The 13241-nt window shown below is 63.7% G+C and carries 10 protein-coding genes; 7 read left to right on the top strand and 3 right to left on the bottom strand.

The genetic code is table 11. From position 1 onward, the window contains the following. The first annotated feature begins 19 nt into the window (after positions 1 to 19). On the top strand, positions 20 to 1630 hold the full coding sequence (locus GL4_RS16750; protein WP_052464315.1) for an AMP-binding protein: 1611 nt from the start codon (positions 20 to 22) through the stop codon (positions 1628 to 1630). On the opposite strand, the gene mfd is transcribed toward GL4_RS16750, so the two are convergent. Beyond that, a complete protein-coding gene (gene mfd, locus GL4_RS09290; RefSeq protein ID WP_045366881.1) occupies positions 1627 to 5142 on the bottom strand; it encodes a transcription-repair coupling factor in 3516 nt (1171 codons plus the stop codon). The genes GL4_RS16750 and mfd overlap by 4 nt on opposite strands. A 28-nt stretch (positions 5143 to 5170) precedes the next feature. Then, a complete protein-coding gene (locus GL4_RS09285) occupies positions 5171 to 5446 on the bottom strand; it encodes an FAD assembly factor SdhE (protein ID WP_045366879.1) in 276 nt (91 codons plus the stop codon). A 152-nt stretch (positions 5447 to 5598) separates the two neighbouring features. Here GL4_RS09285 and recG point away from each other — a divergent pair, with 152 nt between their 5' ends. Then, entirely contained in the window at positions 5599 to 7743 is a 2145-nt protein-coding gene (gene recG / locus GL4_RS09280; RefSeq protein WP_045366877.1) for an ATP-dependent DNA helicase RecG, read from the top strand. 11 nt (positions 7744 to 7754) lie between these two features. Here the strand turns inward: recG and GL4_RS09275 are convergent, their stop codons facing one another. Beyond that, positions 7755 to 8720 (bottom strand): helix-turn-helix domain-containing protein, encoded by a 966-nt coding sequence (locus tag GL4_RS09275; protein ID WP_045366875.1) that lies wholly within the window; start codon positions 8718 to 8720, stop codon positions 7755 to 7757. Between the two features lie 93 nt (positions 8721 to 8813). Here GL4_RS09275 and GL4_RS09270 point away from each other — a divergent pair, with 93 nt between their 5' ends. The 5 genes from GL4_RS09270 (at position 8814) to GL4_RS09250 (ending at position 13203) form a co-directional block, all read left to right on the top strand. Continuing rightward, positions 8814 to 9338 (top strand): hypothetical protein, encoded by a 525-nt coding sequence (locus tag GL4_RS09270; RefSeq protein WP_045366873.1) that lies wholly within the window; start codon positions 8814 to 8816, stop codon positions 9336 to 9338. Positions 9339 to 9396: 58 nt separating this feature from the next. After that, a complete protein-coding gene (locus GL4_RS09265; RefSeq protein WP_045366871.1) occupies positions 9397 to 9675 on the top strand; it encodes a hypothetical protein in 279 nt (92 codons plus the stop codon). 32 nt (positions 9676 to 9707) lie between these two features. Next, a complete protein-coding gene (locus GL4_RS09260; RefSeq protein ID WP_045366869.1) occupies positions 9708 to 9959 on the top strand; it encodes a hypothetical protein in 252 nt (83 codons plus the stop codon). Between the two features lie 104 nt (positions 9960 to 10063). After that, positions 10064 to 11689 carry a DUF1254 domain-containing protein gene (locus GL4_RS09255; protein WP_156137492.1) on the top strand — a complete coding sequence of 542 codons (1626 nt, stop codon included), beginning with the start codon at positions 10064 to 10066 and terminating at the stop codon, positions 11687 to 11689. A 92-nt stretch (positions 11690 to 11781) separates the two neighbouring features. Continuing rightward, entirely contained in the window at positions 11782 to 13203 is a 1422-nt protein-coding gene (locus GL4_RS09250) for a DUF1254 domain-containing protein (RefSeq protein WP_045366865.1), read from the top strand. The last annotated feature ends 38 nt before the right edge of the window (positions 13204 to 13241 follow it).

Here is a 13241-nt window from a genome sequence, read left to right as displayed (position 1 = left end):
CCGCAAACGAATTTGGACGATGACGAGCCTAGCCGCACCACAGCCCAACAGACCGCAAGACAATGCCCGTATTACGCCGGCCGGACTGTTGCGGCGGCATGCGGCGCAGGCACCTGACGCTCTTGCACTGCTCGACCCTCCGAACCGCCGGATTCTGGCGCCATCCGCGCCCCGGCGCTTGTCGTTCGGCGAGGCCGAAATCGCCGTCGAGGCGATGGCTGCGTATTTTGCGCATCTGGGTCTCGCCCCCGGCGACTGCATCGTCGTTCAGCTTCCGAACCTTGTCGAATCTCCGCTCACCTTGCTGGCCGCTTGGCGTGCCGGGCTCACCGTCGCCGCCGTTCCGATGCTGTGGCGCGCCACGGAGCTTGCCAAGGCGTGCGACATGCTGGAACCGGCAGCGCTCATCGGCATGTCGAGTTGCGCCGGCGAGCGCCCGGCCGACCTCTTGCGCGACGTTGCGGCCACCCGGCTGTCCATCCGCTTTGTCATGGGCTTCGGCGCCGATCTTCCCGACGGTGTCTCGTCTCTCGACGATGCGATCCTGGATGGCCCGCCGGCGGGCTTCGGGCCGCGTGCGAACTCTGGGCCAGCGCTGATCACCTTCACGGCCCGCGCCGGCGAACCTGTCGTCCCCCTGTTCCGCGACGAGAAGGCCCTGCTGCTACAGGGCGCAATGACCGTCATGGCGTTGTCCCTCGACCGGCACGACGTGCTTCTCAATCCCTATCCGCTCGCGGGGCCCATCGGCATCGCCTTGGGGCTCGCACCGTGGCTGATCGGCGGGACCGCCCTGGCGCTGCACGACCCGTTCGACCATGCCGTGTTCGTCCAGCAGATCTTGACCACGGGCGCGACCGTGACCGCCCTGCCCGGCACGGTTCTGGACCGGCTTTTGGATGAGGGCATCGTGACCGATCCCCAATGCGCCCTTCGGCACGTCGGCAGGGTCTGGTCCGTGCCGAACCTTGGTGAACGGCTGTCTGCGGAAGCACCGGCGGAACGCGGCGGCTTCGATCTCTATCCTTTGGGGGATCTCGCTTGCCTGATCGAGCGCGACAGTCGGCGGCTCGTCCGAGGGACACTGCCGTCGGGCGTATTCCAGATGGCGGACCAGGGAGAGACCACCACGTTTCTCGAGACGGCGCTCGTGGCCGGGACAGAGCCGGGCGCCAAGACCATCGCCGTTCGGGGTCCGTTGGTGCCGAAAGTCCGTTCGCTTGCGGCAACGTCAGGCGAGACTGCCGATCGCAATACACAAGGGTTCGTCGAAACCGGCATGGCCGGCGAGACGCGAAATGACCGTCTTCACGTCGTGCGCGATCCCGAGCTCGTCTACCATGGCGGGTTCACGATTGCGGCTTCCGAACTCGACGGGCTTTACCAGGCCTTTCCGAGATTTCTCGATGCCGCGTGCTTCGTCCTGCCCGACCCCGTCATGGGCGACCGGATCTTCGCCGCCGTCGTTCCGGACCCGTCCATGCCGGTTTCGTTGGCGGCGCTTCGGGACTTTCTCAATGAACGCAGCGTCGCGTCCTACAAGCTGCCCGACAAGCTACTGATCGTGCGCAGCATCCCGCGCGATACGCACGGCCGCATTTTACGCGATCAGATTCTGAAGCAGATCTAGGCCGCCGCCTTGGCCGCTTCCGCGATCTTGGCGAGCTCTTTCAGGAACTCCCGCGCGCCGATCAAACGATCCTCCGCACTCGGCCAATCGCCGTAGAAGACGAGCTTCTGATCGGGCTGCACCTTGGTCTTGCGCGAATATTTGCTGATGAAGCGCATAAGCCCTTCCGGATTTGCAAACTCGTTGCCCCGGAACGCCACCACAAGCCCCTTGGGGCCCGCATCGATCTGCTCGACATTGGCCTGCCGGCACAGGCTCTTGATCTCCACCACATCCAGCAGATGACGCACTTCGTCCGGCAACGGACCGAACCGATCGATCAGCTCGGCCGCGAAGGCCTCGATAGCCTCTTGGGTCTCGACACCCGACAGGCGCCGGTAGAGCCCGAGTCGAACCTGCAGGTCGGGCACATACGCGTCGGGGATGAGAACCGAGGTGCCGAGATTGATACGCGGGCTCCACTGATCCTCGATCATGGCCCCCTCGCCCTCTCTCAAGGCAGCGACGGCTTCTTCCAGCATCGACTGGTAAAGCTCGAAACCGACTTCGCGGATGTGGCCGGACTGTTCCTCGCCGAGAAGATTGCCCGCGCCGCGCAAGTCGAGATCATGGCTCGCGAGAATGAACCCGGCCCCCAGCGTATCGAGGGACTGCAGCACCTTGAGGCGCTTCTGCGCCGCCGGCGTGATGCGCGCATTGGCGGGAATGGTGAAATAGGCGTAGGCGCGGATCTTCGAACGGCCCACGCGCCCGCGCAGCTGATAGAGCTGTGCGAGCCCGAACCGGTCCGCGCGCCAAACGATGAGAGTATTGGCGGACGGAATATCTAGCCCGCTCTCGACGATGGTCGTGGACAGCAGCACATCGTATTGCCGGTCGTAGAAGGCGTTCATCACGTCGTCGAGTTCAGTCGAACCCATTTGACCGTGCGCCCGCGCGACACGAAGCTCCGGCACGTGCTCCTGGAGAAAAGCGGCGGCCTCGTCGAGATCGGAAATGCGCGGCACGACGAAGAAGGTCTGCCCGCCGCGGAAGCGCTCGCGCAGCAAGGCCTCGCGCAACGTCATGGGATCGAAGGGCGACACATAGGTGCGCACCGCGAGCCGGTCTACCGGCGGGGTCGCGATCAGAGACATCTCCCGCACCCCGGACATGGCGAGCTGCAGTGTACGCGGGATCGGCGTGGCGCTCAGCGTCAACACATGCACGTCTTCCCGCAGCTCTTTCAGGCGTTCCTTGTGCTTGACCCCGAAATGCTGCTCCTCGTCGATGATGAGGAGACCGAGATCGGCGAACTCGATCGACTTGCCGAGCAGCGCGTGCGTCCCGATGACGATATCGATGTCGCCCTTCTTCAAGGCCTCCTTGGTCGCGCTCAGATCCTTAGCCGATACGAGACGGGAGGCCTGCGCGATGCGGACGGGAAATCCCCGGAATCGCTCGACGAACGTGTTGTAGTGCTGACGGGCGAGAAGCGTGGTAGGCACGACGACGGCCACCTGCTTTCCGGCGAGCACGGCCACGAGGCTCGCCCGGAGCGCCACCTCGGTCTTGCCGAAGCCAACGTCGCCGCAGACGAGACGATCCATGGGGCGTCCGCTCGCCAGATCGTCCAGCACCGCGTTGATGCTGGCCATCTGGTCTTCGGTCTCGTCGTAGGGAAAGCGCGCGGCGAACTCCTCATATGTGCCGTCGGGCGGCGCGAGCGACGGCGCCGTGCGCAACTCGCGCATCGCGGCGACCTTGATGAGTTTCTCGGCCATGTCGCGGATGCGCTGCTTCAGCTTCGCCTTGCGCGACTGCCACGCAACGCCGCCGAGCTTGTCGAGCACGACATTGGTCTCGTCGGAGCCGTAGCGAGTCAGGAGCTCGATATTCTCGACCGGCAGATAGAGCTTGTCGTTGCCTTGATAGTGAAGCTCCAGACAATCGTGCGGTTGGCCCACGGCCTCGATCGTGCTGAGCCCGACGAAGCGGCCGATACCGTGATCGGCATGCACGACGAGATCACCCACGGTGAGGCTGGAGGCTTCCGTCAGCGCATCGGATGCCTTGGGCTTGCGCTGTTTCCTCACCAGCCGGTCGCCCAGAATGTCCTGCTCGCCGATGACGGCGAGGCCCGGCGACTCGAACCCGGTCTCGAGCGGCAGCACGGCGACGGCAACGACGTCGTGGGGCGCGGCAACAGCTTCCGGGAAAGTCTCGACCCGAACGGTGCCGTCCAGGCCGTGTTCCGCAAGCAGCGCCGCAAGCCGCTCCCGGGCACCTGTGCTCCAGCAGGCAACGACGACGACCTTCTTCGCCGCGATCAGCTTGTTGGTGTGCGCCACCACCGCGTCGAAGACGTTCGCGCCTTCGGTTTGGCGTTCCGGCGCGAACGACCGGCCTTGCCGGCCGCCGAAAGACACAACTGTTGCACCGTCGCCTTCCGGGCGCTCGAACGTGTCGAAGGCGATCACGTGCGGTGCGGCGCTCAAGTGCCCCTGCCACTCGGCTTCGGTCAGGAACATGCTGTCGGCGGGGACCGGATGATACGGCGGCGCGCCGAACGCCTTGCGCTCCAGTGCCTCGGCGCGGGCGTCGTGGTGGTCGGCCACCTGCTCCAGGCGGCTTTCGCGCGCATCGTCCGACAACGGATCGAGTGTGACGACGGCGCCCGCCAGATAGTCGAACAGCGTGTCGAGCCGCTCATGGAACAACGGCAGCCAATGCTCCATGCCTTGGTGCTGCTGGCCCGCCGAGATGGCCTCATAGAGCGGGTCGTCGCCCTTCACGGTCCCGAACAATTCCACATAGCGCTGGCGAAACCCGCTGCGCACTTCAGGCGTCAGCGCCACCTCGCTCATGGGCAGAAAGTCGATCGCCTCGATGCGCGACTCCGTGCGTTGGGATTCCGGGTTGAAGGCGCGGATGGATTCCAGCGTGTCACCGAAGAAGTCGAGCCGCACCGGCTGGCCGCCCGGCGGGAAAAGATCGAGGATGCCGCCCCGCACCGCGTATTGTCCCGCATCGGTCACGGTGCCGGTTCGCACATAGCCGGCGGATTCGAGCCGCTCCACGAGCTTGCCCATATTCAAGACATTGCCGGCGCGAAGGTTCAGGCTGGAGGCCTCGATGAAGGCGCGCGGCGGCACGCGCTGCACGACGGCGTTCACGGAAGTCAGCAGCACGAGCGGGGTCGTGTCACCCTCCTTCCGGGCCGCGAGGGCGGCCAAGGCCTCGATCCGATCGGCGACGATCTCCGCGTTGGGCCCGACCCTGTCGTAGGGAACGCTGTCCCAAGCCGGGAAACTCAGGACACGCACATCGGGAGCGAAAAACCGGATGGCCTCTTCGAGCGTCGCCGCGCGCTGCCCGTCCCGCGCCACATGCAGAATGGGCGCACCCGCATGGCGCGCCAGCTCCCCGAGGAGCAAGGCATCGAGCCCTTCGGGCACGCCGCTCGCGATGGCGCACTGTCCGCCCAGTAGGCGGTCGACAGGCAGGGCTGGCAAAGGATCTTTGGGACTCATCACGCTACGGCTTACTCGGCGGGCGCGGCTACTGCCGGGTTCCCGGAAAATTGTGGAACTCGCGGATCAGGACGATCAGCGTGTCCAGATCCTTGTCGCCCAGCGAGTATCCCTCATAGACGGACAACTCGATTTCCGGGTCTTGCATGTCGATCAGGCGCTCCAGGACGGCGATCTCGTCGGAATTCATGCTGTCGACGGCTTGCTCGGCGAAGCGGCCGAGCAGATAGTCCATCTCCTTCGTGCCCCTGTGAGAAGCCCGCCAGACGGCCCGGCGACGCCGCATTCCAAGATCACTCGACATGATCCAAGCTTCCAATCCTCGTTGCTGCGTTAGACAGAGCGGCCCTTTCGATGTCAAGGCCGCGCCACGCCACTCAAAGCATCGGCCCTGCGATCCAAAAGCCGCGCATTGGGATACCAAGCCCGTCCCGAATCGCCTGATAGATTAGGCCCATGCGCCCGGCCCGGCTCAATCCGCTCTTCATACCCGTACGCACGCTGAAAGGCGTCGGCCCGCGAATCGAAGGGCTGCTGAATAAACTTTTAGCGCCCAAAGGCCTCGGGCCCAAGGGTGCCGGAAGTGCGGATACGGGGGGCCATGCCCGCCTGATCGATCTTCTCTGGCACTTTCCCGTCGGGCTCATCGACCGGGCCCACACGCCGTCGATCGCCGAGAGCCCGCTGGGACAGATCGTAACGTTGACCGTGCGGGTGGCCGAGCATCGTCCGGGCGGCGGACGAAAGGGGCGCCGCTCGCCCTATCGCATCCTGGTGGAAGACGAGAGCAGCGCCCTCGACCTCGTTTACTTCAAGGCGGACCAGCGCTACCTGGAACGCCTGCTTCCCGTCGGCGAGACCCGGATTATTTCCGGCCGGCTCGAATCCTATGACGGCCGGCTGCAAATGCCTCACCCCGACCACGTTGCCCCCGTGGAAGGCGGCGGTGTGCCGGAGTTCGAACCGGTCTACCCGCTGACGGCCGGTCTCTCCAATACGAGCCTGCGCAAAGCCATCCACGGCGCGCTGCAGGCTTTGCCGGACTTGCCCGAGTGGATCGACGAGGCGTATCTCAAAAAGAACGACTGGCTCTCGTTCGCCGAGAGCATCAGGTCGCTACACGCGCCCAAGACCGAACACGACTTCCTGCCGGCCAATCCGGTGCGCGAGCGCCTCGCCTATGACGAGCTTCTCGCCAACCAGCTTGCCCTCGCCATCCTCCGCCAATCGATGAAGCGCCGCGCGGGCCGGCCAATCACCGCGAGGGGCCAGATTCGCAAAACAATCCTCGAGGCCCTGCCCTTTGCGCTGACGGGCGCGCAGACGCGCGCCCTCGCGGAGATCGACGCGGATATGGCCGATCCGCTCCATATGCTGCGTCTGCTGCAAGGCGACGTCGGCAGCGGCAAGACGATCGTCGCGCTGCTGGCCATGGCGACGGCTGTCGAAGCCGGCCACCAAGCCGCGTTGATGGCCCCGACGGAGCTCCTGGCACGCCAGCACTTCGACACCATCTCCCGCTTCGCCGCGCCCGCCGGTCTTCGCGTGCGGCTTCTTACAGGACGTGAACGGGGTAAGGAACGGCTGGCGATCCTCGACGCGTTGAAGGCAGGCGAGATCGACATCCTGCTCGGCACCCATGCGCTGTTTCAGGAGGCGATCGCGTTCAAGGATCTCGGTCTTGCGGTGATCGACGAGCAGCATCGCTTCGGCGTGCACCAGCGGCTCGCCCTTCAGGCGAAGGGCGTCGGCGCGGGCGCCGAACTCCTCGTCATGACGGCGACCCCCATTCCGCGCACGCTGCTCCTGACCAGCTACGGGGACCTGGACGTGTCGCGGCTCGACGAGAAACCGCCGGGACGCAAACCCGTGCTGACGCGGACGGTGCCCCTGGAGCGGCTCGACGAGGTCGTGGACGGGATCGAGCGCGCCGTCGACACCGGCGCACAGGTCTACTGGGTGTGTCCGCTCGTGGGCGAATCCGAAACGCTCGACCTCGCCGCGGCCGAGCAGCGCTTCGCCCATTTGCGCAAGCGCTTCGGGGACAAGGTTGGCTTGGTCCATGGCAAGCTGAAGGGGAAAGAGAAAGACGCCGTCATGGCGCGCTTTGCGGCCGGCGAACTGTCCGTGCTCGTTTCCACGACCGTGATCGAGGTGGGTGTCGACGTTCCCAATGCGTCGATCATGATCATCGAACATGCGGAGCGCTTCGGCCTGGCGCAGCTTCACCAATTGCGCGGGCGCGTGGGGCGCGGGGCCGCGCAGTCCTCCTGCGTGCTCCTCTACAAGGCCCCCTTGGGCGAAATCGCCCGTGAGCGCCTCAACGTGATGCGCGACACGGAAGACGGCTTCGTGATCGCGGAGGAGGACTTACGGCTGCGCGGCGGCGGCGAAGTGCTGGGCACGCGGCAGAGCGGGCTTCCTGCCTTCCGGATCGCGCAACTGCCCGAGCATCAGCACCTACTCGCGGCGGCGCGCGACGAGGCGCGGCTTTGCCTGACCCGCATGCCGCGTTTCGAGGGCGAGCGCGGTGAACGGCTGCGGCTCCTGCTCTACCTTTTCGAGCGGGACGACGCGGTCAAGCTGATGCGCGCGGGCTAGCGGCGGGTGTTTTAGATGCGCCGTGCATAGTCCCGCGGCGAAAGCCCCGTCCACCGGCGAAAGGCGCGGCTGAAATGCGCCTGATCCGAATAGCCGAGCATGAAGGCGATTTCGAGCGCGGACTCATCGCCTATGACGACCCGGCGGATGGCTTCTACACGCCGCACGTCGTCGACGAGCTCTTCGAACGAGAAGCCAAAGTCTCGAAGCCGCCGCTGCAACGTTCGCCGGCTCAGATGCAACAGGCGGGCGACGCGATCGATCGTCACGCCGCCATAGGGAAGAAGCTCCTTGACGAACAGGCCCAAGCGCTTGGCAGTCTCCAACGGATCGGTGGTCCGCGTCGCCCGGTCGAATGGCGGCAGCGGTAAGTCCAGGATGGCCCGGTCGACGACGATCCCATCGCGGTCACAGCCAAAGGCGAGCGAGGGCCCGAAGGTTTCCTCGAGCCGGTCCCCTGCCCGTTCGTAAGGCTGGACAAACTGCGCGCCGACGGCTTCCGGCACGCCTGCACGCAGCGCGATGCCGCGCAGAACCGCAAGGGCGCCGAGGATGTGCTGTTGTGGATGCGCGGCTGAGCGGCCGGCGAACGACATGCTCAGGACGCCAGAGGCACCGTCGGCATCAAACCGTAGATCTGTCCCTTGGTGGACGAGGCCGACACCGCTTACGGCTGTTTGGCAGGCTTCCCGTACCGTGCGGGCTCCACTGACGGCGACGCCCCACGTGCCGAGATCGGTCAATCTGAACCTGCGCCCGATATCGGCCCCGGGGAAACGGTCGCCGGTGACGGCATAGAGTTCATTGCCGAGCGCGAAGCATAGATCGCGCGGCACCCAGCCATCGGCATTCAGGAGCGCGGATGGCGAAACACCGACCCGTTTGAATATGTCGGCTGGCGGGACCGAACGGCTCAGCAGATACGGTGCGATATGCAGCAGCGTCCGCGGGTTGTGCGCAAAACTCTCCTGCAACATTCGTGACCGTTCCTTTTGGCACCAGATGGCAAGACTTATAGCCGAGCCCCTGCATAGGGTCACGCGCTTACAATCCTAGAGGGAACCCCCGAGATGACGATACGAGCTCGCAGTGCTGTAGGCACCGCGCTGGCAGCAACCCTCCTTATTCTTGGCGTCTTCGTCGCCAACGCCGCCGAGGAGAAGAAGGCCGACTTCCTGTTCGTGCAGACCGCCAAGAGCATGGCGTTCGACCCGGACACCAACACGCTGAAACTGGAGAATGTCAGTCCTGTGACATTGTTCTTCACGGACCGTCCGGAGCGCATCGCCGGCAACATGAAGACGGCGAGGTTCATCCCGTTCTGGAGCGAGGGCAAGGACAGCTTCAAGTCCGATCCGCCGAACGCCGACGTCTCCATTATCGACGGCAAGACGATGAAACAGACAGTCGTCGAGCTCAAGGACCCGGTCCTAGACAACGACACCCTGACATACACGGTCAAGGTGATCGAAGGCGAGATGCCGGCCGAAGGCACCGAGGTCGCCGTCTTCATCGACATTATCGGCCGGCCTTTGACACCGCTGTCCTACGCGGGCGTCGCGCGGCGTACGTTCCGGCGCGCCGCTCTTTACTAGCGCCCCTTGTTGCACGGATGTAGAAGCTGACACTGCCATTTATTCTAGTGAGGAAAACATGACGAAAATTCTAGCAATCGCCGCCGTCCTGACCGGTGCTCTCGCCATTCCGGCCTTCGCCGGCGAGCCGACTCCGGCGGAGGAAAAGTACTGCGACGTCGACTATCGGAAGTACTGCAACGAAGACGGCATCGGCTCGGAGCTGCTGACACTGTGCATGCGCCAGCACGGCCATGAGCTGTCGCCTGACTGCATCAAGGCGCTTGAGCAAGCGGGCGAGTTGACGCCTTCTGAGGAAGCGGACGCCAAGGCACACCCTCTAGTCGCAGGGCCATAGCAGTGAAAGCAAATTCTCAAGGGCAAACTCAGATGACAAAGTTGCTTGCAGGGCTTTGTGCCGGTCTTCTGCTAGTCGGTTTCGGACTGGCTCCGGCACCGGTTCACGCTCAAGACGAGGCCGCCGGCGACAGCGCCACGGCCGCCGAGCCGGCGGAAGAAGCTCCCAAGGAGGAGACCTTCATGGACAAGTTGAAGGAGACCTTCAAAGAGACCACGACGCCGACCGACGAGGAAACCGATGCGATCGGCACCTCCGAGGATGCCGGCCGCGACCTTTATTAGTCACACTCGGCCGTTACATTTGGCGCGGGGGCGGCTGCTCCCGCGCCGTTTTGCTGTCTAGGCTCACCTGAGCGAGCCCCACAAAAGTGCCAAGGAGACACGTCATGCGCCCCGTCCGTTCCATGCTTGTGGCCAGCATCGCCGCAACCATCACCATAATCAATCCCGCCGCCGCGCAGGTTACTCAAGAGACTTTGGAGTCCGTGTCGACACCCGAAAAGGTCGAAACGAGCATCGGCACGCTTGAGTTCAAAGACGGCGCCCCCAGCGCTGATACTGCCGCCGCGGTCTACGACAATCTCGATTTCACTTATGCATTCCGTGCCTTTACCGACACATTCAAGGGCGTGAGCATGCAGGCGGTGCTCGAAGGGTTCGAGGCTGCGGGAATCAAGGACAATGAGATCCTCCTGTTCTCGGAGCTCATGGATTCCGATTCTCTGTTCCTGACGGCAAATGCGGATACGGTTTACTACCTTGGCTTCGTCGATCTCTCGAAGGGACCGATGGTCGTGGAAACGCCGCCCGACGCGCTCGGCACTTTCGACGACATGTGGTTCCGGTGGGTCAGCGATTTCGGCCGGCCCGGCCCCGACCGTGGCGAGGGCGGCAAGTACCTGCTGGTGGGACCTGGCTATGAGGGCTACCTGCCGCAAGACGGCTTCTACATCGGGCACTCGAAAACAAACCGAGTCATCATTCTGGGTCGCTCCTTTCTGACAAAGGATGACCCTGCGCCCACCGTCAAAGTCATCAAGGACAACCTGAAAATCTATCCCTACGCGCCCGGAGGCGTTGGACTGTCAATTGCCCGCTACTTGGAAGGCGGTGTCGAACTCGGCCGCAACGCCGAGCCCAAAACACCTGTTTTCCATGAAGGTACTGGGCTGTCCATCAACACAATCCCGCCGAATGATTTCAGCTACTACGAAATGCTGGACCGCCTCGTGCAGAGCGAACCCGCGGCGGTGCTTGACCCCGAACTCATGGGGCCGATTGCCGCGATCGGAATCAAGAAGGGGCAAGACTTTGCACCGGACGACAGGATGAAGAAGATCCTGACGGACGCTGTGGCCGCGGCCAACGCGACCGGTCGCACCCTCGGCTTCGCTCCCCGCAATCCGGAGTGGTTCTATTATGAAAATTCGCAGTGGTGGAACCCGCTCTTCGCCGGCGGGTACAACTTCGAGACGCCGCTACCGGAGATCACCAAGGATGGCGCCAAGCCCTATCCGCCGACGGGCTATAAGCAAAACGATGCCCGGACGTCGTTCTTCTACATGGCGACCGGTATTACGCCCGCAATGGCGATGCGGCTGACAGGTGTCGGTTCGCAGTACCTTTTTGCGAGCAAGGATGGAAACGGCGACTTCTTCGACGGCGCCAAGACCTACAAGGTGACCCTCCCCAAAGGCATACCCGCCGGGGCCTTCTGGTCATTTACCCTCTACGACAATCAAACACGCTCGATGCTGCAGACGCCGCAAAAGTACCCTCGCGCCGGGTCCCAGAACTATCCGTCGCCTGCGGCTAAGGCCGCTGAAGACGGCTCGACCACCGTCTGGTTCTCTCCCGAGCAGCCCGACGGCGTGGAGCGCGCCAACTGGATCCAGACGGATCCTCAAAAGGGCTGGGTCGTCATCCTTCGCCTCTACAGCCCGCTGGCGTCGTTCTTCGACAAGAGCTGGCGGCCGAGCGAGATCGAACTCGTCACCGACAACGGGCGTTAAACGTCTGCATCACACCGACTTTGGCAAACTTGAAAAACACCCAGCAGAAGGAGACTTCAACCGTGTTCACCCTCGGATCTGCATTCCGACGAATGCGAAACGTGGTTCTGCCCGCCGCCATGGCAGCGGCCGTGGCCGCGACACCGGCAAAGGCAATCACGCAGGACGAAGCCAATGCCATCGCGACTGAGGCCTATGCTTACCTCTACTCGCTGGTGACGATGGACCTGACTCGCCGGCAATCCACGAATGTGGACAAGGTCAGCGCGTTTGCGGGCCCCGAGAACATGTTCGTCAACGTACCGGCCTACCCCACGGCAGATATGAAGACGGTGGTGCGGCCGAACTTCGATACGCTCTATTCGGCTGCTTGGCTGGATCTCACCGACGAGCCGATGGTTATTTCCGTGCCGAACACCGATGGCCGGTACTATCTCCTGCCCATGCTCGATATGTGGACCGACGTTTTCGTTTCCCCGGGCTGGCGCACCACGGGCACCGAGGCGCAGACGCTTCTTGTTGCGCCGCCTGGCTGGCGCCCCGACGTTCGGGAGAAGCTCGACGAGAAACTAGGGTTGCCGAAGGGCACCCTGCGCGTTGACGCGCCGACGCCGTATGTCTGGATTATCGGGCGCATCAAGACGGATGGTCCAGACGACTACGATGCGGTCCATAAAATTCAGGACGGACTCAAGCTCCGGCCCTTGTCCGAGGTCGACAACGACGACTGGAAACCGGCACCGAAGAAGATCGATCCCGATATCGACATGAAGACGCCGCCCAAGACCCAGGTCGACACGATGTCGGGCGAGAAGTTCTTCACGTATGCGGCCGAGCTTCTGAAGCTGCACCCGCCGCACTTCACCGATCAGCCGATCATTTCCCGCATGGAGCGCCTCGGCCTTGTGCGCGGCGAGAGCTTTGACTTCGAAAACGCCGATCCGGTCGTCAAGGCGGCCATCACGCAAGCGCCGAAGGCGGCGCAAGAGCTGATGGCGTGGAAGCTGCCGAGACTGGCCGAAGTCGTGAACTACTGGTCGATGAACACCGACACGATGGGAGTCTACGGCAATTACTATCTGAAACGCGCCATCATCACGCAACAGGGCCTGGGGGCCAACGTACCGGAAGATGCCGTCTATCCGCTGAACTTCGGCGACAAAGACGGTAAGCCCTTGGACGGCGCCAACAACTACACGATCCACTTCGACAAGGACGAGATTCCCCCCGTCGACGCGTTCTGGTCCATCACGCTGTACGACCCGAAAGGCTTCCAGGTTGCCAATCCGCTGAACCGGTTCGCCGTCTCGAACTGGATGCCGTTCAAGTACAACGACGACGGATCGCTCGATCTGTACTTCCAGAACGAGAGCCCTGGGAAGGACAAGGAAGCGAACTGGCTGCCGGCGCCCAAGGGTCCGTTCAACCTGACCATGCGTCTCTACGCGCCGAAGTCTGCCGCGCTGACAGGCAAGTGGTCGCCGCCGCCTGTGACGAAGGCGGGCGCGGAATAAGCGCCAGCCGCTTCAACGACGATCGTCTCCGAAGAGCT

Source organism: Methyloceanibacter caenitepidi, assembly GCF_000828475.1.
GTDB lineage: Bacteria > Pseudomonadota > Alphaproteobacteria > Rhizobiales > Methyloligellaceae > Methyloceanibacter > Methyloceanibacter caenitepidi.
This window is presented reverse-complemented; position numbering and strand designations above follow the sequence as displayed.